General features: G+C 65.1%; 24 protein-coding genes. 9 read left to right on the top strand and 15 right to left on the bottom strand.

What is annotated here, in order from left to right; all coding sequences use genetic code 11:
* Window positions 1-10: 10 nt before the first annotated feature.
* The 4 genes from gatA (at window position 11) to BM046_RS00190 (ending at window position 5568) form a co-directional block, all read left to right on the top strand.
* Entirely contained in the window at window positions 11-1456 is a 1446-nt protein-coding gene (gene gatA, locus BM046_RS00205; RefSeq protein ID WP_090535828.1) for an Asp-tRNA(Asn)/Glu-tRNA(Gln) amidotransferase subunit GatA, read from the top strand.
* Window positions 1457-1579: 123 nt separating this feature from the next.
* Window positions 1580-3025, top strand: a complete 1446-nt coding sequence (gatB, locus tag BM046_RS00200; RefSeq protein ID WP_090535826.1) for an Asp-tRNA(Asn)/Glu-tRNA(Gln) amidotransferase subunit GatB — start codon at window positions 1580-1582, stop codon at window positions 3023-3025.
* A gap of 2 nt (window positions 3026-3027) precedes the next feature.
* On the top strand, window positions 3028-3465 hold the full coding sequence (locus BM046_RS00195; RefSeq protein WP_407920424.1) for a septal ring lytic transglycosylase RlpA family protein: 438 nt from the start codon (window positions 3028-3030) through the stop codon (window positions 3463-3465).
* Window positions 3466-3537: 72 nt separating this feature from the next.
* Window positions 3538-5568, top strand: a complete 2031-nt coding sequence (locus BM046_RS00190; RefSeq protein WP_090535822.1) for a BCCT family transporter — start codon at window positions 3538-3540, stop codon at window positions 5566-5568.
* Between the two features lie 52 nt (window positions 5569-5620).
* Here BM046_RS00190 and BM046_RS00185 read toward each other — a convergent pair whose 3' ends face one another.
* Both BM046_RS00185 and BM046_RS00180 read right to left on the bottom strand, forming a co-directional pair.
* Window positions 5621-6205, bottom strand: a complete 585-nt coding sequence (locus BM046_RS00185) for a YajG family lipoprotein (RefSeq protein ID WP_090535819.1) — start codon at window positions 6203-6205, stop codon at window positions 5621-5623.
* A gap of 43 nt (window positions 6206-6248) precedes the next feature.
* Window positions 6249-6551 carry a PA4642 family protein gene (locus BM046_RS00180; RefSeq protein WP_218149981.1) on the bottom strand — a complete coding sequence of 101 codons (303 nt, stop codon included), beginning with the start codon at window positions 6549-6551 and terminating at the stop codon, window positions 6249-6251.
* A gap of 207 nt (window positions 6552-6758) precedes the next feature.
* On the opposite strand from BM046_RS00180, the gene dauA reads away from it, so the two are divergent.
* Entirely contained in the window at window positions 6759-8489 is a 1731-nt protein-coding gene (gene dauA / locus BM046_RS00175; protein WP_090535816.1) for a C4-dicarboxylic acid transporter DauA, read from the top strand.
* A 3-nt stretch (window positions 8490-8492) separates the two neighbouring features.
* Here dauA and BM046_RS00170 read toward each other — a convergent pair whose 3' ends face one another.
* Window positions 8493-9050: a hypoxanthine-guanine phosphoribosyltransferase gene (locus BM046_RS00170; RefSeq protein ID WP_090535814.1), complete on the bottom strand. Its 558-nt coding sequence runs from the start codon at window positions 9048-9050 to the stop codon at window positions 8493-8495.
* A gap of 155 nt (window positions 9051-9205) precedes the next feature.
* On the opposite strand from BM046_RS00170, the gene upp reads away from it, so the two are divergent.
* Complete coding sequence (upp, locus tag BM046_RS00165) at window positions 9206-9847, top strand: uracil phosphoribosyltransferase (protein ID WP_090535812.1); 642 nt, start codon at window positions 9206-9208, stop codon at window positions 9845-9847.
* Window positions 9847-11115 carry a uracil-xanthine permease family protein gene (locus tag BM046_RS00160; protein WP_235818528.1) on the top strand — a complete coding sequence of 423 codons (1269 nt, stop codon included), beginning with the start codon at window positions 9847-9849 and terminating at the stop codon, window positions 11113-11115. The genes upp and BM046_RS00160 overlap by 1 nt, the downstream gene beginning before the upstream one ends.
* A gap of 7 nt (window positions 11116-11122) precedes the next feature.
* On the opposite strand, the gene BM046_RS00155 is transcribed toward BM046_RS00160, so the two are convergent.
* The 5 genes from BM046_RS00155 to BM046_RS00135 form a co-directional block, all read right to left on the bottom strand.
* On the bottom strand, window positions 11123-11527 hold the full coding sequence (locus BM046_RS00155) for a type IV pilin protein (RefSeq protein WP_235818527.1): 405 nt from the start codon (window positions 11525-11527) through the stop codon (window positions 11123-11125).
* The gene (locus BM046_RS00150; protein ID WP_090535810.1) at window positions 11524-12093 is read right to left on the bottom strand and encodes a pilus assembly PilX family protein; all 570 of its coding nucleotides are present in this window, start codon (window positions 12091-12093) and stop codon (window positions 11524-11526) included. The genes BM046_RS00155 and BM046_RS00150 overlap by 4 nt, the downstream gene beginning before the upstream one ends.
* Before the next feature lie 5 nt (window positions 12094-12098).
* Window positions 12099-12875 carry a PilW family protein gene (locus BM046_RS00145; RefSeq protein WP_143084117.1) on the bottom strand — a complete coding sequence of 259 codons (777 nt, stop codon included), beginning with the start codon at window positions 12873-12875 and terminating at the stop codon, window positions 12099-12101.
* Window positions 12872-13348 carry a type IV pilus modification protein PilV gene (pilV, locus tag BM046_RS00140; protein ID WP_177197752.1) on the bottom strand — a complete coding sequence of 159 codons (477 nt, stop codon included), beginning with the start codon at window positions 13346-13348 and terminating at the stop codon, window positions 12872-12874. Before pilV ends, BM046_RS00145 begins: the two co-directional genes overlap by 4 nt.
* 158 nt (window positions 13349-13506) lie before the next feature.
* Window positions 13507-14472 carry a 2-hydroxyacid dehydrogenase gene (locus BM046_RS00135; protein WP_090535804.1) on the bottom strand — a complete coding sequence of 322 codons (966 nt, stop codon included), beginning with the start codon at window positions 14470-14472 and terminating at the stop codon, window positions 13507-13509.
* Between the two features lie 66 nt (window positions 14473-14538).
* On the opposite strand from BM046_RS00135, the gene BM046_RS00130 reads away from it, so the two are divergent.
* Complete coding sequence (locus BM046_RS00130; RefSeq protein WP_090535801.1) at window positions 14539-15174, top strand: LysE family transporter; 636 nt, start codon at window positions 14539-14541, stop codon at window positions 15172-15174.
* A gap of 18 nt (window positions 15175-15192) precedes the next feature.
* Here BM046_RS00130 and hemH read toward each other — a convergent pair whose 3' ends face one another.
* Complete coding sequence (gene hemH / locus BM046_RS00125) at window positions 15193-16212, bottom strand: ferrochelatase (protein ID WP_090535799.1); 1020 nt, start codon at window positions 16210-16212, stop codon at window positions 15193-15195.
* Window positions 16213-16504: 292 nt separating this feature from the next.
* Here hemH and BM046_RS00120 point away from each other — a divergent pair, with 292 nt between their 5' ends.
* The gene (locus BM046_RS00120; protein ID WP_090535796.1) at window positions 16505-17482 is read left to right on the top strand and encodes an NAD(P)/FAD-dependent oxidoreductase; all 978 of its coding nucleotides are present in this window, start codon (window positions 16505-16507) and stop codon (window positions 17480-17482) included.
* A 39-nt stretch (window positions 17483-17521) separates the two neighbouring features.
* Here the strand turns inward: BM046_RS00120 and BM046_RS00115 are convergent, their stop codons facing one another.
* The 6 genes from BM046_RS00115 to hemA form a co-directional block, all read right to left on the bottom strand.
* On the bottom strand, window positions 17522-18046 hold the full coding sequence (locus BM046_RS00115) for an acyloxyacyl hydrolase (RefSeq protein WP_090535794.1): 525 nt from the start codon (window positions 18044-18046) through the stop codon (window positions 17522-17524).
* 69 nt (window positions 18047-18115) lie between these two features.
* Window positions 18116-18907 (bottom strand): glutamate racemase, encoded by a 792-nt coding sequence (murI, locus tag BM046_RS00110; protein WP_090535792.1) that lies wholly within the window; start codon window positions 18905-18907, stop codon window positions 18116-18118.
* Window positions 18900-19658: a molybdopterin-synthase adenylyltransferase MoeB gene (locus tag BM046_RS00105; protein WP_090535789.1), complete on the bottom strand. Its 759-nt coding sequence runs from the start codon at window positions 19656-19658 to the stop codon at window positions 18900-18902. Before BM046_RS00105 ends, murI begins: the two co-directional genes overlap by 8 nt.
* A complete protein-coding gene (prmC, locus tag BM046_RS00100; RefSeq protein WP_090535787.1) occupies window positions 19651-20484 on the bottom strand; it encodes a peptide chain release factor N(5)-glutamine methyltransferase in 834 nt (277 codons plus the stop codon). The genes BM046_RS00105 and prmC overlap by 8 nt, the downstream gene beginning before the upstream one ends.
* The gene (prfA, locus tag BM046_RS00095) at window positions 20484-21566 is read right to left on the bottom strand and encodes a peptide chain release factor 1 (RefSeq protein ID WP_090535786.1); all 1083 of its coding nucleotides are present in this window, start codon (window positions 21564-21566) and stop codon (window positions 20484-20486) included. Before prfA ends, prmC begins: the two co-directional genes overlap by 1 nt.
* Entirely contained in the window at window positions 21563-22840 is a 1278-nt protein-coding gene (hemA, locus tag BM046_RS00090) for a glutamyl-tRNA reductase (RefSeq protein WP_090535784.1), read from the bottom strand. The genes prfA and hemA overlap by 4 nt, the downstream gene beginning before the upstream one ends.
* Between the last annotated feature and the right edge of the window lie 156 nt (window positions 22841-22996).

Below are 22996 nucleotides of genomic sequence, written 5' to 3'. Positions count from 1 at the left end.
TTCCATTTCCATGCATGAGAAAACCCTGGCCGAACTGTCTGCGGCCCTGCACAGCAAGGCGATCTCCAGCGTCGAGCTGACTGAGCACTACCTTGCCCGTATCCAGCAACTCGATGGCACCCTCAACAGTTTCATCACCGTTACCCAGGAGCTGGCCCTGGAGCAGGCCCGCGCCGCCGACGCCCGCCTGGCTGACGGCAGTGCCGGCCCGCTGACCGGCATTCCGCTGGCCCACAAGGACCTGTTCTGCACCCGCGGCGTGCGCACCAGCTGCGGTTCGAAGATGCTGGACAACTTCGTTGCCCCCTACGAGTCCACGGTGACCCAGCGCTTCATCGATGCCGGCGCGGTGACCCTGGGCAAGACCAACATGGACGAGTTCGCCATGGGCTCCTCCAACGAGTCGAGTTTCTATGGCCCGGTTCGCAACCCCTGGAATCAGGAGCTGATTCCAGGCGGTTCCTCCGGCGGTTCGGCGGCCGCCGTGGCAGCGCGTCTGTGTGCGGCCGCCACAGGTACCGATACCGGCGGCTCGATCCGCCAGCCCTCGGGCTTTACCGGCCTGACCGGCCTCAAGCCCACCTACGGCCGGGTATCGCGCTGGGGCATGATCGCCTACGCCTCCAGTCTGGATCAGGCCGGCCCCATGGCGCGCACCGCCGAAGACTGTGCGCTGCTGCTGCAGGCCATGGCCGGTTTCGACGAGAGGGACTCCACCTCGGTCGAGCATCCGGTGCCGGACTACAGCGCCGAGCTGAACCAGCCGCTGCAGGGGCTGCGCGTGGGCCTGCCGAAGGAGTACTTCGGTGAGGGTCTGGACGCCGGCATCGCCAATACCATTGATCAGGCGGTCAAGCAGCTGCAGGCGCTGGGCGCCGAGATAAGGGAGGTCAGTCTGCCCAACGCCGAGCTGGCCATTCCCGCCTACTACGTGATCGCCTCGGCAGAAGCCTCGTCCAACCTGTCCCGGTTCGACGGAGTGCGCTATGGCTACCGCTGCGAGAACCCGACCGATCTGATGGACCTGTACCTGCGCTCCCGCGAGGAAGGCTTCGGCGCCGAGGTCAAGCGCCGCATCATGGTCGGCACCTACGCCCTGTCGGCTGGCTACTACGATGCCTACTACCTGCAGGCACAGAAGATCCGCCGCCTGATCAAGAACGATTTCCTCGCCGCCTTCGAGCAGGTGGATGTCATTCTCAGCCCGACTTCGCCGATTCCTGCGTTCCGCATCGGCGAGAAGATCGATGATCCGGTCAGCCTGTATCTGACCGATATCTACACCATTACCGCCAACCTCGCCGGGGTACCGGGGGTCGCCCTGCCGGCGGGCTTTGCCGATGATCTGCCGGTAGGCATGCAGCTGCTCGGCCCCTATTTCAGCGAACCGCGCCTGCTGAACGTGGCCCATCAGTACCAGCAGGCCACCGACTGGCATACCCGGGCGCCACTGTAAGACGCGGCAACGCCGCGCCTCCCGTGACCCTTTCCCCCTGCGGGAAAGGGTGGCCCACAGGCCGGGAGAGGGGCAGCAGGCTCGCAGGCAGCGGCCAATACCGAATTTGAGGAAACACTGAACATGCAATGGGAAATCGTCATCGGGCTGGAGATTCACGCCCAGCTCACCACAGCGTCGAAGATCTTCTCCGGCAGCGCCACCACCTTCGGTGCCGAGCCCAACACCCAGGCCAGCCTGGTCGATCTGGCGATGCCGGGTACCCTGCCGGTACTCAACGCCCAGGCGGTGAAGAACGCGGTCAAGTTCGGCCTGGCGATCGACGCCGAGATCGGCATGACCAACGTGTTCGCACGCAAGAACTACTTCTACCCCGACCTGCCCAAGGGTTACCAGATCAGCCAGATGGACCTGCCGATCGTGGGCAAGGGCCATGTGGACATCACCCTGGATGACGGCACCGTCAAGCGCGTCGGCGTGACCCGCGCACACCTGGAAGAGGACGCCGGCAAGAGCCTGCACGAGGACTTCCAGGGCATGAGCGGCATCGACCTGAACCGGGCCGGCACGCCGCTGCTGGAGATCGTCTCCGAGCCGGACATGCGCAGCGCCAAGGAAGCGGTCGCCTATGCCCGCACCATCCACTCGCTGGTGCGCTACCTGGGCATCTGCGACGGCAACATGGCCGAGGGCTCCTTCCGCTGCGACTGCAACGTGTCGGTACGGCCCAAGGGCCAGACCGAGTTCGGCACCCGCTGCGAGCTGAAGAACATCAACTCCTTCCGCTTCATCGAGCGGGCGATCAATACCGAGGTGCAGCGTCAGATCGAGCTGATCGAGGATGGCGGCACGGTGGTGCAGGAAACCCGCCTGTACGATCCGAACAAGGACGAAACCCGCTCCATGCGCAGCAAGGAGGAGGCCAACGACTACCGCTACTTCCCCGATCCGGACCTGCTGCCGGTGGTCATCGAGCCGTCCTTCGTCGAACAGGTACGCAGCGAGCTGCCGGAACTGCCACAGCAAAAGCGCGAACGCTTCCAGAGCGAGTTCGGCCTGTCCGCCTACGACGCCAGCGTGCTTTCGGCCAGCCGCGAGATGGCCGACTACTTCGAACAGGTCCAGCGCACCTGCGGCGACGCCAAGCTGGCGGCCAACTGGGTGATGGGCGAGTTGTCCAGCCTGCTGAACAAGTCGGATATCGAGATCGACCAGTCGCCGGTCAGCGCCGAGCAGCTGGGCGGCATGATTCTGCGCATCAAGGACAACACCATCTCCGGCAAGATCGCCAAGATGGTGTTCGAGGCCATGGCCAATGGCGAAGGTGACGCCGACCAGATCATCGAGGCGCGCGGACTCAAGCAGGTGACCGACACCGGCGCCATCGAGGCCATGCTCGACGAGGTACTGGCAGCCAACGCCGCCCAGGTCGAACAGTACCGTGCCAGTGACGAGGCCAAGCGCGGCAAGATGTTCGGCTTCTTCGTCGGCCAGGCGATGAAGGCATCCAGGGGCAAGGCCAACCCGCAGCAGGTCAATCAGCTGCTCAAGCAGAAGCTGGACGGCTGATCTTGGCATTGCCCCGGCAAGGTCAATGCCGCCCGGACATGCTGCGGCTGGCGATGCGGGCAGTGCTTGCTGCCCTGCTCCTGCTGGCCGGTCCCGCCGCCATAGGTACCGACCTGCCGGACAGCGAAGGCGGGTTGACCTATACCGCCGAGGGCCGTGCGTCCTACTATTCCTCCCGTCTGCACGGGCGGCGCACCGCCAGCGGCGAGCCCTACGACGAGTCGGACATGACCGCCGCCCATCCCAGCCTGCCCTTCGGTGCCCGGCTGTGTGTCACCAACCTGTTCAATGGCCGCAGCACCACGGTGCGGGTCAATGACCGTGGCCCCTTTGTCGGCGGGCGCATCATCGACGTATCCCTTGCCGCGGCAAGGGAGCTGGGCATGCTTCGCGCCGGCACCGCCCGGGTGCGGGTGAAGACCTGCGATGAGGATAACTGAAACGCAGGGGCACTAACGCGGCGGTACTAGACTCCAAAGGTGGCTTACAAGAAACCAAGGAGCTAGTCGCCCATGACGGAAACGACACGGAAACGACTCTGGAACACCACCATTCTGCTGCCGGTGTTCATACCGGCGTTCTTCTTCATCCTGCTGCTGGTCATAGGTACCGCCAGTCAACCTGACCTGGCCGGGGAGCTGTTTTCCTCGCTGCTGGCCTATATCACCAGCAGCTTCGGCTGGTTCTACATGCTGGCCGTGGCGATATTCCTGGTCTTTGTGGTGATAGTCGCCCTGAGCCGCTGGGGCAACATCAAGCTCGGGCCTGACCACTCCGAACCCCAGTACAGCTTCCCGGCCTGGTTCGCCATGCTGTTCTCCGCCGGCTACGGTATCGCCCTGCTGTTCTTCGGCGTCGCCGAACCCGTGTTGCATTATGCCGACCCGCCGGTCGGTGCGGGACTGACAGTGGATGCGGCCAAGCAGGCCATGCAGATCGCCTTCTTCCACTGGGGCTTTCACATCTGGGCCATCTACGGGCTGACCGGTCTGGTGCTGGCGTACTTCTCTTTCCGCCACGGCCTGCCGCTGTCCATCCGCTCGGCGCTCTACCCACTGATCGGTGACCGCATCTACGGCCCCATTGGTCACGCGGTGGATATCTTCGCCATTCTCGGCACCATGTTCGGTATCGCTACCACGCTGGGGCTGTCGGTGGCTCAGATGAATGCCGGGTTCAACTACCTGTGGCCGTCGATACCGGTCAATACCTGGGTGCAGATCGCGTGTGTTGCCGGCATCACGGTGCTGACCATGGGCTCGGTGGTGGCGGGCATGGACAAGGGCATCAAGCGCCTGGCGATGCTGAACATGATCATCGCCACCGCGCTGATGCTGTTCATCTTCCTGGTCGGCCCGACCATCTTCATTCTCGAGACCTTCCTGCAGAACACCGGCAGCTACCTGAACAACATCGTCGAGCGGACCTTCAACCTGCAGGCCTACTCGCGCAGTGACTGGATCGGCAACTGGACCCTGTTCATCTTCGGCTGGACCATCGCCTGGGCACCCTTCGTCGGCCTGTTCATCGCCAAGATCAGCCGCGGTCGTACCATACGCCAGTTCGTCTTCGGGGTGATGCTGGTACCCACCTTCTTCACCTTTTTCTGGTTCTCGGTATTCGGTGACACCGCACTGCACCTGATCATCAACCAGGGCTACAGCGAACTGATTGATCAGGTGAAGGCGGACAACGCCATCGCCCTGTTCAAGCTGCTGGAGCAGTTCCCCTTCACTTCGGTGGCGTCCTTCCTCACAGTACTGCTGATCGCCCTGTTCTTCGTCACCTCGGCGGATTCCGGGGCACTGGTGGTCGACTCCCTGGCCTCCGGCGGGGCACTGGATACACCGGCCTGGCAGCGTGGCAGCTGGGCCATCCTCAGCGGTGTGCTGGCCTCGGTACTGCTGCTGGCCGGCGGCCTCAAGGCGCTGCAGAGCATGGCGATTGCCAGCGCCCTGCCCTTCGCCATCATCATGCTGCTGTCGGCCGTGGGCATGTGGCGCGCCCTGGTGATCGAGAGCCATCACCAGAAGGTCAGCCAGAGCAACCGCAGCGGCGGCCCAGGCCTGTGGCGCAAGCGTCTGGCCGGCATAGTCACCTATCCGGAGAAGGACGAAGTGGAACAGTTCATCAAGGGCACCGCCCTGACCGCCATGATCCGCGTCGCCAAGGGACTTCAGGCACAGTCCTGGCCCGCCGAGGTCCACTACGACGAGGAACATACCCGCGCCTATCTGGAGGTGGTATCCGACCAGCTCGACTTCCTCTACGAGATCCGCCTGCGCGAGTACCTGCGTCCGGCCTTCGCCAACCCGGATACCAGCGAGACCGCCGACGAGGACAGCTACTACTACCGTGCCGAGGTATTCCTGCGCCGGGGTGGTCTGGCCTACGACGTCTATGGTTACGAGGACAAGGAGCTGATCAGCGACATCCTGGATCACTTCGAGAAGTATCTGGATTTCCTGCAGCTGTCACCGGGCGTGCTGCCATGGAACATGGCCGAGCATGACGAGCTGCTGAATACGCCGAAGGAAGGTTGAGGTGAGATATTGAGGATACCGGCAGGCCGTCAGGGCCTGCCGGTCGTTCCGATCACTGCTGCAGCAGGCGGATGATTTCCGGATCACGGAAGATGCGCGACAGGGCATCGCTCATCACTTCGCTGACCAGACGGGTGTTGGTGGCCTGGTTGGGCGCATAGCCGAAGCGATGCTGGGCGGAGGCGCTGTAGCGACCGTTGTAGCGTTCATTGAGCGAGCGCACTTCGGCGCTGAAGGTCGCCCCGATGTCTGCCTGGGTCACGTAGACCCCATCCTTGGGCGAGATGTAGCTGAGCTCTGACAGGCTGACCACCAGGCTGTTGGCGTTGGGGGTACCTTCGGGCACCACGCTGAAGCCCAGCTGACGCAGCGCCCCTTCCACCTGCTGACGGATATGGTTGAGGGCCTGCGGGTTGATGGTCAGGTTGCTGGTCTCCGGGTAGAGACCGCCGCGGGTGCCGAGTACCGGCGAGCTGCGGGTGTCGCGCACGGTCACCACCACAGGCTGCTGTCGGGCGACCGGACTCAGGGTAGTGGTGACACTCGGGGTGACATTGAGTTGCTGCGGACTGTGGGCGCAACCGACCAGCACCAGTGCCAGCGCCGCCAGTCCCAGCCAGCGTGAAAATCTCGTCATGACTGCATCTCCTTCAGCGGAATGAACTTGCGTTGGGTTCGGATCAGGCGTCCAGCGGCCGGGCACCGGCTTCGAGCAGGGCGGCGACGTATTCCTCGGCCTGGTCATGCTCGGAGATGACCTGCAGGAAGGTGCGCCCCCGGGCGTCCTCGCCATTCACGTCATGGCCGGCAGCCTTGAACATCTCCAGGAAGCGGGCGAAGTCATGGGCCCGCAGGCTGCGATAGGCACGCGCCAGCATGTAGTGGTCCACCGGCTCGTCACCATGGGGGCGGAAGCCGAGAAACACCGCGACCTGTTCATCGGTCATCGGCTCGCCAACCACCTTCTTCTTGTCTTTACGCACGGACAACCCTCTTCAGTGAATTCGAAAGGAACGGATTGTAGCACTCCCCGGGTCGGGCATCAGCCGGGCGCTGCGACTACACAGGGGGCGGTTGCAGGGAGTATGCTGATAGAGCCTTGCGGCCGGTTCTCCCCGGGGCGCGCCTGGAAACGGACATCAAGATCTGTTGTGGCAGTCAGCCCCTGCGTTGTCAATACAGGAATCAGCATGTCCAACCTGTCTTTGCCCCTGTTCGCCGCCCTGCGCGACAGTTTTCGCCAGGGCTACTCGCTGAGCAGCCTGCGCAGTGATGTGCTTGCCGGCATCACCGTGGGCATCATCGCCATCCCGCTGGCCATGGCCCTGGCCATCGCGGTCGGGGTGGCGCCCCAGCATGGTCTCTATACCGGTATCGTCGGCGGGCTGATCATCGCCCTGTTCGGAGGTTCGCGGTTCAATATCTCCGGTCCCACCGCCGCCTTCGTGGTGATACTGCTGCCCATTACCCAGGCCTACGGGCTGGGCGGCCTGCTGCTGGTTACCCTGATGGCCGGGGCCATACTGGTGGTGCTGGGAGTGGCGCGCATGGGCAACCTGATCCAGTTCGTGCCCTACCCGGTGGTGATGGGCTTCACCGCGGGGATCGGCATTGTCATCGCCACCCTGCAGATCAAGGACTTTTTCGGCCTGCAGAACGTCGGCCCGCACACCCACTATCTGGATCAGCTGCAGGCCCTGGGCCAGGCTTTGCCCAGCATCAGTCCGGGTGACACCCTGGTGGGTGCGGTGACCCTGACGGTACTCATCCTCTGGCCGCGCCTGACCCGACGCATCCCCGGGCACCTTGTCGCCCTGCTGCTCGGCAGCCTGCTGGGGCTGCTGCTGATGAGTCTGGATGTGTCGGTCGCCACTCTGGGCAGCCGCTTCAGTTATGAACTCGACGGAGTAACCCATGCCGGCATTCCGCCGCTGGCGCCGCAGTGGGTCCTGCCTTGGAAATTGCCCGGTGCCGATGGCCAGCCGCTGCTGATCAACTTCGAGTTGCTGCGCCAGCTGCTGCCCTCTGCCCTGGCGGTAGCCATGCTCGGCGCCATCGAGTCGCTGCTCTGCGCGCTGGTGGCCGACGGCATGGCCGGCACCCGCCACGACCCCAACGCCGAGCTGATCGGTCAGGGCCTGGGCAATATGGTGGTGCCCTTCTTCGGCGGCATCACCGCCACCGCCGCCATCGCCCGTACCGCCACCAGTGTGCGCAGCGGCGCCCGCTCGCCCATCGCCGCTGTGGTGCATGCCCTGGTAATACTGCTGGCGGTGGTGCTGCTGGCACGGCTGTTCGCCTGGCTGCCGATGGCGTCTCTGGCCGCCATGCTGCTGATGGTGGCCTGGAACATGAGCGAGGCCAAGCGCGTGATCCACCTGCTGCGGGTGGGGCCACGTCAGGATGTGCTGGTACTGCTGATCTGCCTGCTGCTGACCGTGCTGTTCGACATGGTACTGGCGGTGGGTGTGGGGCTGCTGCTGGCCTCGGCGCTGTTCATCAAGCGCATGGCCGATCTCAGTGAAGGGGCGCGGGCGCGGCCGGACCGGGAACTGCAGGTCGAGCTGCCGGACGCCGTGGTGCTGTACCGTATCCAGGGCCCGCTGTTCTTCGCTGCCGCCGACAAGGCGCTGCGCGCGCTCAGCCAGTTCGAGGAGCAGATCCGCTATCTGATCATCGACATGCGCGCGGTGCCGAGCATGGACATGAGCGCCCTGGTCCTGTTCGAGCAGGCATTGGGAGACATCCGCCGGCGCGGTGTGCAGGTCTATCTGAGCGGGGTCAAGCCCCGCATCCGGCTCAAGCTGAAGCGGGCCGGTATCCACGCCCGTCGCGGGGAGATCGGTTTTACCGCCTCGCCGGAGCTGGCAGCCAGACTGATCCGGGCGCAGCAGGAGGACGCTGCGCCGGTGCAGGCCTGAGGATCAGAAATCCTTGAGCGCGTAGATACCGGCGGCGTTGCGCCAGTAGCCCTTGTAGTCCAGGCCATAGCCGAACACGTAGCGATCAACCACATCCAGCCCGGTGAAGTCGGCACGCATGCCCGGGAAGGCCTTGCGGTCGTGGGTCTTGTCCAGCAGAACGGCGGTCAGTACCTGTGCTGCGCCGGCGTCGCGGCAGTACTCCATGATCGCGGCCAGGGTATGCCCCTCATCGAGAATGTCATCAATGATCAGCACGGTGCGCCCGACCAGGGAATGCTCGGCGCGGGCCTTCCAGAACAGTTCGCTGCCCGACAGCTTGTTGCGGTAGCGGGTGGCATGCAGATAGCCCACTTCCATGGGGAAGTTCAAACGGGTCAGCAGTTGCCCGGCGATGATCAGACCGCCGTTCATGACGCTGTAGACGATCGGGTTGCTGTCCTTCAGCTTCTCCGTGATGGCCGCGGCCATCTGGTCCATCGCGGCTTCCACCTGCTGCTGGGTATAAAGGCAATCCGCCTCGTCCATCACCTGTCTGACGTGATCGAGATCAAGGGACATGCAAGCCTCCGGGGCAAGGGTAAAAGCGACGCAAAATACTGCACCTGCCGCGGTCACGCAAGGTAATGTGGCGATTTACCGCCCAATTGCGGATGACCGGCATCGAGCATTAGTTTAGGCTATCCGCGTATCTTTCCCGCCAGGAACCCTGCCCCATGAATATCCAGGAAATCCGCCATCCGCTGATCCGTCACAAGCTCGGCCTGATGCGCCGCAACGATATCAGCACCAAGAACTTCCGTGAACTGGCACAGGAAATCGCTGCCCTGCTGACTTACGAGGCGACCAAGGACATGCCGGTCGAAAGTCACGCCATCGATGGCTGGTGCGGCAAGGTGGAAGTCGAGAAGCTGGCCGGCAAGAAGATCACCGTGGTACCCATCCTGCGCGCCGGTCTGGGCATGCTCGACGGCGTACTCAGCCTGATCCCCAGTGCCAAGGTGAGCATGATCGGCCTGGTGCGCAACGAGGAAACCCTCGAGGCCGACACCTACCTGCAGAAGCTGGTCAACGAACTGCACCAGCGCCGGGCGCTGATCATCGACCCCATGCTGGCCACGGGCGGCTCCATGATCGCCACCATCGACATGCTCAAACGGGCCGGCGCCCACGAGATCCGAGCGCTGGTGCTGGTGGCCGCGCCGGAGGGGGTCAAGCGGGTCAACGAGGCCCACCCCGACGTAGAGATCTTTACTGCCTCGGTGGACCAGCGTCTGAACGAGCACGGCTACATCATTCCCGGTCTGGGCGATGCGGGTGACAAGATCTTCGGCACACGGCAGAAGGACGTGCATTGATGCGGCAGGATATGAGCACCACCGGCTGGCACAGTGTGCTGGCCGGTTCACAGATGTTGTTTGTCGCCTTCGGTGCGCTGGTGCTGATGCCGCTGATTACCGGGATGAACCCGAGCGTGGCACTGTTTACCGCCGGACTGGGCACGCTGATCTTCCAGTTCATCACCCGACGCCAGGTACCCGTCTTCCTTGCCTCCAGTTTTGCCTTCATAGCACCCATTCTGTACAGCAACCAGACCTGGGGCCTGGCAGCGACTTTGGGTGGCCTGGTGGCGGCCGGCATGGTCTACCTGGTGTTGAGCCTGCTGGTCTACCTGCGCGGACCGGAGTTCATTCAACGCCTGCTGCCACCGGTGGTGGTGGGACCGGTGATCATGGTCATCGGCCTGGGGCTGGCGGGCACGGCCGTAAACATGGCCCTGGGCAAGTCCGGGGACGGCAGCCTGCAGCTGGTCGACGAATCCTCCGCGATGATCATTTCCCTGGCAGCGCTGATCACTACCCTGCTGGTGGCGGTCTATGCCAGAGGCATCTTCCGCCTGCTGCCGATCATGGCGGGGGTGGTGGTGGGCTACGGCCTGTCCTGGGTACTGGGCGCCGTGGATTTCACCAACGTCGGCGCCGCCAGCTGGGTAGCCGTGCCTGCCTTCGTGACCCCGGAATTCCATCTCGCCGCCATCCTGTTCATGATCCCGGTCGCGCTGGCACCGGTAATCGAGCATATCGGTGATGTCATGGCGATCAGCTCGGTCACCGGCAAGAATTTCCTGCGCAAGCCAGGCCTGCACCGCACCCTGCTGGGCGACGGTCTGGCCACCTCTGCGGCAGCGCTGTGTGGCGGACCGCCGAACACCACCTACTCCGAAGTTACCGGCGCAGTGATGCTGACCCGCAACTTCAATCCGATGGTGATGATCTGGGCGGCCTTCTTCGCCATCGGGCTGGCCTTTGTCGAGAAATTCGGTGCCATTCTGCTGGGCATTCCGGTGCCGGTAATGGGCGGTATTCTGTGTCTGCTGTTCGGCTCCATTGCGGTGGTGGGGATCAATACCCTGATCCGCAACCAGGTGGACCTGTCCGAGGCGCGCAACCTGTGCATCGTCTCGGTTACCCTGGTGTTCGGCATCGGCGGCATGGCCATCGGGAGTCACGAACTGACCCTGCAGGGTGTCAGCCTGTGCAGCGTGGTGGCGATACTGCTCAACCTGATACTGCCGGCGGCCCCCGCCTCGGCCACTGGAGCAGCGGCAGAATCCAACCCTTCCTGATCCCTATTCAGCGCCGCCAGCAACGGCTGTCCGCCGGCGTGCGCTGATTGATCTGATCCAGGCTGTAGCTGGCGCAGGGATCGCCAGCCATCAGCCCGCCCGGTACCGCAGTGGCGGTCAGGGTGAAACTCTCCGCCCCCAGCGCCGCATGCAGGATATACAGTGGCGTGCCGCTGGCCGGACTCTGCAGCGTCAGCTGCGGCACCGTACCCGCATCGTAGCCCCCATGGCGCACATAGTGCCGCTCCAGCCGCTGGGCATTCTCCAGCAGGATACCCGCCACCTCGGCGCGCCGGGCCTGGCGCACGTGCTCCTGATAGGCCGGCAGGGCAATACCCGCCAATATCGCGATGATGACCACCACCAGCATGATCTCGATCAGGCTGAAGCCCTGCCCCCGTCGCTGATTCACTGCAGCTGCCTCCAGGCAACCCGCCGGAACGCCTGCGGCCCCACACCCGACGCCGTCATCGCAGCGGCACCCTGCTGCTGTGCATAGCCGGCCTCGAGCAGCGTGCTGACCTGGCCCTGCCGCGCCAGTACGGTGACCCGGTACAGCGTCCCGTCGCTGCCAGGCGCGATACCGGGCAGCAGACTGCTGTCCCCCTGGCGCACCAGGCGGAACCAGACTTCCACCTCGTTACCGCTCACCGGCAGCTGACTCCAGTCCGCCCCCGGCGCGCTGCCCGCAGCGCCGTTCAACACCGTAACCGGTACCTCACAGAGCGGCTGACAGGGATCCGTTGGCAAGGTCAGCAACCCGGCTTCGAGCTGCTGCTCGAGATGACGCAGGGCACTTTCGGCAGCCTGGAAGCTCTTGTTCAGCTGGCGGGAGTTATGTGCCATGCGCTGTTGCAGCGTGGAATCGGAGACCCCGGCCAGGGCAATCACTGTCAGCAGCAACAGCATGACCAGACTGACCAGCAGGGCGGCCCCCCGCTGACAAGGTCGAATGGGTCGATACCTGGGCAGGGACATAGGGCTCACTCCAGCCGGTTGCGCAGGGCGCTGACCAGAGTGTACTGCCGCTGACGCAGCTGCCCATGGCCGGCGGGGTTGTCGGACAGCGCCAGCAGGATACGAACACTGCGGACCCGGGGCCCTTCATCCGGTTGCAACGTCGTCACATAGGCCCCTGCCACACCGTCCTCGTCAGCACTGGCCGCCAGGCCGAACTGCACGCCGAAGCTGGCCACGCCCTCGATCAGCGTCTCGAAGTTGCCCGCCCCGTTGGTGCGCACCTGCAGGTTATGGCCGGCCAGCCGGTATTCCACCTTGCGTACGGGAATCAGGATATCCCCCGGGGCCACGGCCAGCGTCTCGCCGGCCTCCGCCACGCGCACCTCGTCCAGGCAGTTGGTAGCCAGCAGCCAGCGTGCGTCATAGCCGGCCGCATCGCGCTGATCCGCTGTATGCACCGGATCATGCACGGTCACGGCGCTGACAAGCCTGAGCACACCCGCCGAATGCGAGATGGGCGTGGCCAGGGGCGCTGGCAGCTGGGCGGCCATCGGCGCGGGCAGCCGCTGCAGATCCAGACAGCCGAAGGCACCAGCCTGACGGATATCGCGACCGAGGCGGGCTAGCACGAAGCGGGTATTTTCCTGCACTGCAGCCAGTTGCTGCTGAAGCACGAAGCTGCTGCGGTTGGCCAACAGCTGTTGAATCGCACCGGCCACCAGCAGCAGCCCCACGGTCATTGCCACCATGAGCTCTACCAGGCCCACTCCAGCCTGGCCGATACTCCCTCGCCCCTTCACGGCAGGCCCCTGATGCGCGTGGACAGCAGCAGACTGGCCTGGGCGCCCGGCCCATCCAGGCGCTCCTGGGACCAGCCGATGTGAATGCTGACCTGGGGACCCTGCACCTGCACACGGGCATGCCCGGCGGGCAGTTCGCAGGTGACGGCATGCATGAAATCGTTGCGGTCGGTCTGTACTACCGACGCTCCCGGTGTCGCGGGATGACAACCCTGATCCAGCTGCATGGCGTACTGCGCCAGAGCGTCGGGATTGGCACGCATGCGATCCAGCAGGTCATAGGCGATGAAGGAGGCATGCGTGAGGTCGGCCGCCGCTGCACTGACCCGCAACGCCTGGGCCTGCAGCAGCATCGCACCCTGCCCGCCGACAGCAAGAATCAGCAGGGCAACCAGAACCTCGATGAGACTGGCGCCCTGCTGCGCTGTGGTGCGGTGGAACCGGGCTGTATGGATGGCGTAAGCGTCCGGCATGGCGCCCCCCCCTGCAGCAGTTGAGTTGCCCCAGGGATTGCCGGCTCCTGGCATGGACCGGCGACTCTAGCGGCGAGCTGACCCGCTCACATCACCCCAAGGGGTGATGATGGGTAATCTGTGACCGGGGTCGCGGGCGGATTGCCGACCGCTACCGGTCAGGCGACCCGTCGGGAGGGCTCGGCACCCGAGCCAGTGGCATGCAGCAGGTTCTCCGCCAGCTGGCCGACGATACGCTGGCGCGCCTCGCGGCTGCCCCAGGCACTGTGGGGGGTCACCACCAGATTGGGCAGATCGTCCGCCAGCAACGGGTTGCCCGCCGCCGGCGGTTCGGTGGTGAGCACATCGAAGCCGGCACCACCCAGGTGACCGCTGCGCAGGCTGTCGACCAGCGCCTGCTCGTCCACCAGACCACCGCGACCGGTATTGATCAGCAGACTGCCGGGCTTCATCAGCGCCAGCTCGTTGCGACCTATCATGTTGCGGGTGCTGTCCGTCAGCGGGCAGTGCAGGCTGAGAATATCTACCCGGGGCAGCAGGGCCTCCAGCGAGGGCCGTTCGGGGTGCGGCCGCCCGGGAACCGCACCGACCACCACCTGCATGCCGAAGGCCCGGGCCAGGCGACCCACCTCCTGCCCCAGTTCGCCATAGCCGAGGATGCCGAGGGTGCGGCCGGCGAGCTCGCCTATGGGGTAATCCAGCAGGCAGAACTGGGTACTGCGCTGCCAGGCGCCGTCACGCACCGCCCGGCGGTAGCTCTCGAAGCGGGTGATCAGCACCAGCATCAGCATCAGACTGTGCTGGGCCACCGACGGGGTGCCGTACCCCTGACAGTTGTAGACCGCGATACCCCGCTGGCGGGCCGCCTGCAGGTCCACATTGTTGGTCCCCGTGGCGGCGATCAGGATCAGCTGAAGCCCGGGACAGGCCTGCATCACCTGCTCATCGATGACCACCTTGTTGGTGATCACCACCTGATGTCCGGCGATGCGCTCTATCACCTGGTCGGGCGTGGTGGCCGGGTACAGGGAGAGCTGACCGGCAGCCTCGTGCAGCACCTGCAGATTCAGGTCGCCCTGATCCAGTGAGGCATGATCGAGAAATACCGCCGAGAGCTTTTTCATTGTGTGACCCGTGTGCAAAGTACAGTGGAGCGTTAAAATGGCCGCTTTTGGGCCGGAGCAACTGCATTGTATCTGAATGAATTTCTGCTGGTGGCACTGGTGCACCTGCTGGCGGTGATGAGTCCCGGACCGGATTTCGCCGTGGTTATCCGCAACAGCGTGAGCGCCGGGCGCCAGGCGGGCCTGATGACGGCCCTGGGAATCGGCAGCGGTATCTTTTTGCACGTGGCCTATTCCCTGCTGGGGATCGGCCTCATAGTGTCCCAGTCGATCTGGCTGTTCAACCTGCTGAAACTGCTGGCTGCCGCCTACCTGCTGTACATCGGCATAAAAGCGCTGGGCGCACGGCCACAGGCCAATGCCGGAGACCTGTCTGCCTCGCAGGTCAGCATGAACCCCGGCAAGGCCTTCAGTGTCGGTTTCATCACCAATGGCCTGAACCCCAAGGTCACCCTGTTCTTCCTGTCGGTGTTTACCCTGGTGATCAGTCCGCAGACGCCGACCCTGGTCCAGGCCGGTTACGGTGTCTATCTGGCGCTGGCCACCACCCTGTGGTTCTGTCTGGTGGCCCTGCTGTTCAGCCAGCCGGCGGTGCGCCGCGGTTTTGCCCGCATGGGGCACTGGTTCGACCGGCTGATGGGCGCGGTGCTGGTGGGGCTGGGCCTGCATCTGGCCCTGTCCGAGTGGCTCAGACGCGCCTGAGCCACGGCATCCGGGGACTCAGGCGCTGACCGGCTCCCGGCGCGCCCAGTCCGCCAGCACATCCATCCACTGCGGATGGTCATTCAGGCAGGGAATCAGCACCAGCTCCTCGCCCCCGGCGTTGATGAACTGCTCCCGCCCACGATCACCGATCTCCTCCAGCGTCTCGATGCAGTCGGCGGTAAAGGCCGGACACATGACCAGAAGTCGCTTGACGCCCCGGGCGGCCAGTCTCTCCAGCTCCACCTCGGTGTAGGGGTCGATCCACTTGGCCCGGCCCAGCCGGGACTGGAAGGCCACACTCCACTGATCATCCTTGAGGTTGAAGCGCCGGGCGATTTCCCGACTGACCGACTTGCACTGGGCACGATAGCAGCGGGCATGCGCGGGGGACGGCCGCTCGCAGCAGTCCGGTGAACTCAGGCAGTGGCCACCGGTGGGATCAGCCTTGCGCAGGTGACGCTCGGGCAATCCGTGATAGCTGAACAGCAGATGGTCGAAGCCTCCCTCCAGATGGGGACGGGCGCTCTCGGCCAGGGCCTCCAGATAGTCGGGCCGGTCATGGAAGGCCGGCAGCTCGGTCAGGCGGACCTTGAGGCCGTGCTGATCGATGACCCGCCGGGCCTCACGCACGACGGTGGTGATGGTGCTGTCAGCAAACTGCGGATACTGGTGCATCAGCAGTATCTCGCTGACGCCCTGCTGCACCAGAGCGAGAATGCCCTGTTCGATGGACGGCTCGCCGTAGCGCATCGCCAGTTCCACCGGCATGTCCAGACGGCTGCGCAACTGGTCCCGCACCCGCTGGCTGATTACCACCAGGGGCGAGCCTTCCTCCCACCAGATCGAGGCATAGGCCTCGGCGGAGGCCTTGGGGCGGCGCAGCAGGATCAGGCTGACCAGCAGGCGACGCGGCAACCAGGGCAGATCCACCACGCAGGGATCCATCAGGAACTGGTTGAGATAGCGGCGTACGTCCGCCACCTCGGTACTGGCTGGCGACCCCAGATTGACCAGGAGCACTCCCCGTTCAGACATCAGTTTTCTCCCGCGTGGCGATGGTGACTGGAAACCGGATTGTACCCTGCCGGCTGGGCTTTTACTGCAATGGCCGCCATAGGACGCGCCTATCACCGAGAGAGAAGGTGTCCACGCGGTTCGCACCGGGGCGGTGCTCCTACAAAAGTACAGCCCTCCTCCCGACCGTAGGAGCACCCGCCGCGGGTGCGAATATGTGCAGAGGCGGTGATGCCGGAGGTATTGCGGCTGGGCGGCGATTCGGTGATGCTGTGCAGCACCGTGACCAGCCACGAAATCAGGGGCCCGAGCCATGCGCATCACTCAACAGGGAATCGCCGTCATCGGCGCCGGACTGGCGGGGCTGAGCGCGGCCCGGGTTCTGACCGACGCCGGGTTGCCGGTCACCCTGTTCGACAGCCAGCCTCGGCCGGGCGGGCGGCTCGGACACGAAGGTCCAGCGGACATGGCGGCACAGTATTTCACGGCCAGGCATCCCGCCTTCCGCCAGGCCACCCGCGAGTGGCAGAACCGGGGGTGGATAGCCGACTGGACGCCACACCTCTTTCTGCATGACCACGAATACGGCCTGCGCCCCTCCTCCGACGATATCCAGCGCATGGTCGCGGTCCCCCACATGGCTGCGCTGGCACAACAGCTGCGCCAGGCCATCCCGTTCGAGCACTGCGCTGTCGAGCGCCTGCGGCGGACTACCGAGGGCGATTGGCTGGTACATGCCGGCAACGGCACCACCCACGGCCCCTTCGACGCCCTGGTGCTGGCGGTCCCCGCCGATGTAGCCGCCCCCCTGCTGGAGGTCGCTCCCCAGCTGCAGCAGGATGTGGCGCGGGTCCACCTGCGCCCCTGCTGGAGTGTGGCCCTGACCTTCGCGCAGCCCCTGCAGACCCAGGTCGAGGCCTGCTTCGTGCGTGATGGGCCGCTGGACTGGCTGGCCCGCAACAGCAGCAAGCCGGCGCGTGGCGAAGGGGAAGTCTGGGTAGTGCAATCCACATCCAGCTGGGCCGAGCGGCATGCCGACAGCGGCGCGCAGGAGGTGATTGTCGAGCTGTCTCAGGCCATGGCAGAGGTTCTGGGTCAGCCGCTGCCGGAGCCGGGCGCCAGTCAGGCACAGTTCTGGCCGCAGGCCAGGCCTGCCGAGCAACTGAAATGGGGGGCATTGGCCGCACCCAGACTGAATCTGTACGTCTGCGGCGACTGGTGTCTGGGGGGACGAATCGAGAATGCCTGGCTCAGCGGTCGTCAGGCGGCACGGGCGCTGCTCGACAGCTGAGCCCGAGCGAGCCGGGCATCTCTGCCCGGCTGCGACGGATCAGAAGGCGAGGCGGTAATACAGTGCGCCCATATCGATGCCGTCGTTGGGTTGCTTGATGCCGGCGTTGGAGTAGTGGTAATAGCGCACGCCGACCTCCGAACCCGAGGCAAAGCGCAGGCCGGCGCCCAGCCGGTCCTCGAACTGGAACTTGCTGCCCAGGTCCTGACTATCGAGATTGGTTTCGGTGAAGTAGGCCGCACCTATGCCGGCCTCGAGAAAGGGCGTGACGCCGCCCTCGGACGCGCCGAAGTTCAGCCGGAACATGGGGGTCAGGGTCACACTGGTGGCATCCAGCCCGCTCCAGCGGGTTACCCCGGCATCCCAGTAGCCATTCAGCAGCACACCGCCGGAATCACTCTGCCACAGGGTGCGGCCGAACTCGAACTGGGCGCCGATGCGGTAGGTAGTGGTGCTTTCGGAGGATTCCCCGATCTGAACAGTGATCCCGTCCAGTGCGTGGGCGGCGGGCATGGTCAGCAGGGATGACATTACGCAGGATAGTGCCAGGGCAGCTCTTTTCATCGTGTCGTTTCCTTACCAGAGTTGTACTGCTTTGATACAGACTTCAATAACTGGTTCCGCTGCGCTTGTTCAGCGCTCCAGGGCCTGCACTGCCGGTGCCGACTCCCCCCAGAGTATGGGCAATACCTGCTGCAACTGCTGGATATCGCCACTGCTCCAGAACTGCTCGGGCCGGGCCGGCCCCTGCGCCAGCAGGTCGAACCGCTGCAACTGGTTGCGCAGCTGTCGGGCTACCGCAGCGCCGGTGTCGATCAGGCGGATATGCCCGGGCAGCAGGCGCTGCAGAACGGGCTTGAGAAACGGGTAGTGGGTGCAGCCGAGGATCAGCGTATCGCAGCCGGCCTCCAGAAGTGGCTGAGTATAGCCAAGCAGCAACTGGGTGAGGTAGTCACTGTCGAGCTCACCGCGCTCGATGCATTCCACCAGACCCGGGCAGGGCTGGGTGACCACCTTCACCGAGCCGGCGAAGCGGTCCAGCAGTGCAGCAAAACGCGCGCTGCGCAGGGTTCCGGTGGTCGCCAGCACCCCCACCACGCCAGTCTGGGTGGCCAGGGTGGCGGGCTTGACCGCCGGTTCCATACCGACAATGGGCACCCCATAGCGGGCGCGCAGCTCACCCACCGCCGCTGCCGTGGCGGTATTGCAGGCCAGCACCAGTGCCTTGGCTCCCCGGGACAGCAGGAAGTCGGCGATCCAGCAGCTGCGTTCGATGATCAGTTCCGGCGGTTTCTCGCCATAGGGGACAAAGCCGCTGTCGGCGACATACAGCAGGGATTCGGCGGGCAGCAAGTGGCGGATTTCGCGCAGTACCGAGAGCCCGCCGACTCCCGAGTCGAACACGCCGACGGGTTGCTCAGACATCGCCCTGCCCTGCCCCACAGCAGCCGCAGCCCGGGTCGCGGCGGATGCGCAGTTCACGGAAGCGGCTGCTGAGGGCATCGATCAGCAGCAATCGACCCACCAGAGGCTCGCCGAAACCGGCCAGCAGCTTGAGCGCCTCCAGTGCCTGCAGGCTGCCGACCACGCCCACCAGCGGACCCATGACCCCGGCCTCGCTGCAGCTCAGCGCCACATCATCGCCGTCGCCGTACAGGCACTGGTAGCAGGGACTGGCCGGATCCCGCGGATCGAACACGCTGACCTGCCCCTGCAGCCGGATGGCGGCGCCGGAGACCAGCGGCTTGCGCAGGGCAACGCAGGTGGAATTCAGCGCCTGGCGGGTGGTGAAGTTGTCGGTGCAGTCGAGAACCAGATCCACCCGGGCCACGGCCTCGCGCAGTTGCTCACCGAGCAGGCGCTGGTCCAGCTGATGGATACGCACCTCGGGGTTGAGCGCGGCCAGCCGCGCGGCCGCGGAGTCGGTCTTGGGTCGGTCCAGATCAGCGGTAGCATGGATGATCTGCCGCTGCAGGTTGGTCAGATCCACCCGGTCGTCATCCGCCAGCCACAGCTCGCCGACCCCGGCACCGGCCAGATAGAGCGCAGCCGGACTGCCCAGTCCGCCCATGCCGACGATCAGCACGCGGCTGTCGAGCAGGCGCTGCTGACCCTCCACGTCGATCTGCTCCAGCAGAATCTGCCGGCTGTAGCGCAACAGTTGTTCGTCAAGCATGCCACTGCCCTCCGCTGACCCGCAGCTGACCACCCAGATCGCGCCAGCTCTGCACCTGGTCCATCCCGCGCTCGCGCAGCAACTGACATACCGCCGGTGCCTGCTGCCAGCCATGCTCGAGCAACAGCCAGCCGCCCGGCGCGAGATGATCCGGGGCCTCGGCGATGATGCGGCGGATATCGTCCAGACCATCCTCACCGCTGACCAGCGCACTGGCCGGCTCGAAGCGCACATCGCCAAGCGCCAGATGCGGATCGTCTGCGGCGATGTAGGGGGGATTGGAGACGATCATGTCAAAACACTGCCCGTCGAGGGCGCTGAACCAGTCACTCTGCAGAAAATGTGCATGGGTCAGCCCGAGTCGCTCACCATTGCGCCGGGCCAGGGCCACCGCAGCCGGCATGCGATCGACCCCGATCAGCTGCCACCGGGGGCGTTCCGCCGCCAGCGCCAGGGCAATGGCGCCTGTGCCGGTGCCCAGATCCAGTACCCGGGCCGGGCCGGCGGGGCCCAGCTCCAGGGCCACTTCCACCAGGCGCTCGGTGTCCGGGCGGGGTATCAGCGTATCCGGAGCGACCTTCAGATCCAGCGACCAGAAACCCTGCTGGCCCAAGAGGTAGGCCACCGGTTCACCCTGACGGCGCCGCGCCAGCAGCGCATCGAACTGCGCCAGCTGGGTCTCGTCCAGCTCGCGCTCGGGCCAGGTCAGCAGGTAGCTGCGCGGCTTGCCCAGCACATGGGCCAGCAGCAGCTCGGCGTCGAGCACCGGCGTATCCGACGCCGGCAGGCTGGCTGCGGCCAGAACGGCAGCGATGCTCCGGCCCATCAGGAATCCAGCGCGGCCAGCTGATCGGCCTGATACTCGCGGCGCAGCGGTTCGATCACCGCATCCAGCTCGCCCTCGATGACACTGTCCAGGCTGTACAGCGTGAGGTTGATACGGTGGTCGGTGACCCGGCCCTGGGGGAAATTGTAGGTGCGGATGCGCTCGGAGCGGTCACCGGAGCCGACCAGCGAGCGGCGGGTATCGGAAATCGCCTTCTCCTGGGCCTCGCGCTGCTGGTTGGCCAGCCGCGCCTGCAGCAGGGCCATGGCCTTGGCGCGGTTCTTGTGCTGCGAACGCTCCTCCTGACACTCCACCACGATGCCGCTGGGCAGGTGGGTAATGCGGATCGCCGAGTCGGTCTTGTTGACGTGCTGCCCACCGGCGCCGGAGGAGCGGAAGGTATCCACCCGCAGGTCGGCGGGATTGATCTCGATGGCGGCCTGTTCATCCGGTTCGGGCATGACCGCCACGGTGCAGGCGGAGGTGTGGATGCGGCCCTGGGACTCGGTCTCCGGCACCCGCTGCACGCGGTGGGCGCCGGATTCGAATTTCAGGTGGGCATAGACGCCCTGCCCATCCACGCGGGCAATGACTTCACGGTAGCCTCCATGCTCGCCGGGGTTCTCCGACAGCACCTCGATACGCCAGCCACGCCGCTCGGCGTAGCGTGAATACATGCGGAACAGGTCACCGGCGAAGATTGCCGCCTCGTCACCACCGGTGCCGGCGCGGATTTCCAGAAACACGTTGCGCTCGTCATCGGGGTCGCGTGGCAGCAGCAACAGGTTCAGCTCGGCTTCCAGCTCGGCCAGCGCGGCGCTGCAGCTCTGCGCGTCGTCCTCGGCCATGGCGCGGATATCCGGATCGCTGTCCTTGAGCAGGCTGCGGGCCTCCTCGAGATCAGCGCTGACCTTGAGCCACTGGCTGTAGCACTGCACCGTGGGTTCCAGCTCCGCATATTCACGGGAATAGGCGCGGAACCGGGTCTGGTCACTGATGACCTCGGCGTCGCTGAGCAGTGCCGAGAGTTCCTCGAAGCGCTCGCGCAGGGTGTCCAGACGTTGCAGCAGTGATGCTTTCATTGTTTGCCCTGTGCACTGGTTTCATTGTCCAGCCCGAACAGCTCCATCGCCAGCGACAGGGACTCGGTGCGCCCCTCCGCGCTCATGCGCTTGAGCTGCACGCTGGGTTCATGCAGTAGTTTGTTGGTAAGGGCACGGGCCATTTCCGCCATCACCTGTGCCGGGTCGCCGCCACGTTCCAGACGGACCAGCGCCTTGCCCAGTTCCTGGTCACGCTGCAGTTCGGCCTGTTGCCGGTAGCGCTTGAGCACATTCACCGCGGCGCGGGCACGCATGCGCTGCATGAACTCGTCGGTACCCAGCTCGATCAGCCGCTCCGCCGCCCGGGCCGCATCCTGGCGCGAGCGCATGTTCTCCTCGATGACCTCACGCAGGTCATCGACACTGTACAGATAGACATCGGCGAGCTTGCCGACCTCGGGTTCGATATCCCTGGGCACGGCGATATCGACCATGAACATGGGGTTGTGCCGGCGCTGCTTCAGGGCCCGCTCCACCGCGCCCTTGCCCAGGATCGGCAGCGGACTGGCAGTGGAAGCGATGACGATATCGCATTCGTGCAGCACATCGGGTATCTGGTTCAGGGTGATGGCCCGGCCACCGAGGGGCGCGCTGACCTCCTCGGCCCGTTCCAGGGTGCGGTTGGCGATGATCAGCCTGCTGACGCCCTGCTCGTTCAGGTGGCGGGCGACCAGGGCGATGGTCTCTCCGGCGCCGATCAGCAGCGCGGTACTGCGTCCCAGATCGGCGAAGATCTGCCGCGCCAGACTAACGGCGGCGAAGGCCACCGACACCGGATTGGCACCGATGGCGGTATCGGTACGTACCTGCTTGGCGGTATTGAAGGTGCTCTGGAACAGACGATCAAGGCGGGGGCCGAGGGTGCCTGCGGTGCGGGCATACTGCCAGGCGTCCTTCATCTGGCCGAGGATCTGCGGCTCGCCCAGCACCATGGAGTCCAGACCGGCGGCCACCCGCATCATGTGGCTGACCGCACCGGCCTCCTGATGTACGTAACTGCAGCGGGCCACATCCTCCGGGTTCAGGCCGTGATAGCGCGCCACCCACTCGATCAGCTGCTCGGGCCGGGCCTGGTCCTGCGTGCAGTAGATTTCCGTGCGGTTGCAGGTGGACAGGATCGCCACCTCCCGGGCCGCCGTTTCATCACGCAGCTGCTGCAGCGCATCCGCCAGCTGGTCCGGCGCGAAGGCGACACGCTCGCGCACGTCGACCGAAGCCGTCTTGTGATTGATCCCGACTGCGAGAAAGCCCATGACACCTCAATGATAAAAGCCCGACATTACCGGGTTAAAAACGGCCAATTGTCCTATGTATGGGGGCGTCAATCAATTCCCCGGCCACCGGCGGAACGAAATCGACACCCGAGCCATCCCGGGGATACTGCACTTGCACACTGTGGGTTTGCCACT

It is taken from the genome of Halopseudomonas formosensis (assembly GCF_900115905.1).
GTDB lineage: Bacteria > Pseudomonadota > Gammaproteobacteria > Pseudomonadales > Pseudomonadaceae > Halopseudomonas > Halopseudomonas formosensis.
This window is presented reverse-complemented; position numbering and strand designations above follow the sequence as displayed.

What these genes read in the sequence shown, in the direction of transcription:
- prmC (WP_090535787.1), bottom strand. Translation starts at nt 20,484, where the DNA reads ATGGGCCGGAGCATCGCTGCCGTTCTGGCCGCAGCCAGCCTGCCGGCG.
- BM046_RS00190 (WP_090535822.1), top strand. Translation starts at nt 3,538, where the DNA reads ATGACGGAAACGACACGGAAACGACTCTGGAACACCACCATTCTGCTG.
- gatA (WP_090535828.1), top strand. Translation starts at nt 11, where the DNA reads ATGCATGAGAAAACCCTGGCCGAACTGTCTGCGGCCCTGCACAGCAAG.
- BM046_RS00185 (WP_090535819.1), bottom strand. Translation starts at nt 6,205, where the DNA reads ATGACGAGATTTTCACGCTGGCTGGGACTGGCGGCGCTGGCACTGGTG.
- BM046_RS00170 (WP_090535814.1), bottom strand. Translation starts at nt 9,050, where the DNA reads ATGTCCCTTGATCTCGATCACGTCAGACAGGTGATGGACGAGGCGGAT.
- hemH (WP_090535799.1), bottom strand. Translation starts at nt 16,212, where the DNA reads ATGTCTGAACGGGGAGTGCTCCTGGTCAATCTGGGGTCGCCAGCCAGT.
- murI (WP_090535792.1), bottom strand. Translation starts at nt 18,907, where the DNA reads ATGTCTGAGCAACCCGTCGGCGTGTTCGACTCGGGAGTCGGCGGGCTC.
- dauA (WP_090535816.1), top strand. Translation starts at nt 6,759, where the DNA reads ATGTCCAACCTGTCTTTGCCCCTGTTCGCCGCCCTGCGCGACAGTTTT.
- hemA (WP_090535784.1), bottom strand. Translation starts at nt 22,840, where the DNA reads ATGGGCTTTCTCGCAGTCGGGATCAATCACAAGACGGCTTCGGTCGAC.
- gatB (WP_090535826.1), top strand. Translation starts at nt 1,580, where the DNA reads ATGCAATGGGAAATCGTCATCGGGCTGGAGATTCACGCCCAGCTCACC.
- BM046_RS00150 (WP_090535810.1), bottom strand. Translation starts at nt 12,093, where the DNA reads ATGTCCCTGCCCAGGTATCGACCCATTCGACCTTGTCAGCGGGGGGCC.
- BM046_RS00115 (WP_090535794.1), bottom strand. Translation starts at nt 18,046, where the DNA reads ATGAAAAGAGCTGCCCTGGCACTATCCTGCGTAATGTCATCCCTGCTG.
- prfA (WP_090535786.1), bottom strand. Translation starts at nt 21,566, where the DNA reads ATGAAAGCATCACTGCTGCAACGTCTGGACACCCTGCGCGAGCGCTTC.
- pilV (WP_177197752.1), bottom strand. Translation starts at nt 13,348, where the DNA reads ATGCCGGACGCTTACGCCATCCATACAGCCCGGTTCCACCGCACCACA.
- BM046_RS00120 (WP_090535796.1), top strand. Translation starts at nt 16,505, where the DNA reads ATGCGCATCACTCAACAGGGAATCGCCGTCATCGGCGCCGGACTGGCG.
- upp (WP_090535812.1), top strand. Translation starts at nt 9,206, where the DNA reads ATGAATATCCAGGAAATCCGCCATCCGCTGATCCGTCACAAGCTCGGC.
- BM046_RS00160 (WP_235818528.1), top strand. Translation starts at nt 9,847, where the DNA reads ATGCGGCAGGATATGAGCACCACCGGCTGGCACAGTGTGCTGGCCGGT.
- BM046_RS00105 (WP_090535789.1), bottom strand. Translation starts at nt 19,658, where the DNA reads ATGCTTGACGAACAACTGTTGCGCTACAGCCGGCAGATTCTGCTGGAG.
- BM046_RS00135 (WP_090535804.1), bottom strand. Translation starts at nt 14,472, where the DNA reads ATGAAAAAGCTCTCGGCGGTATTTCTCGATCATGCCTCACTGGATCAG.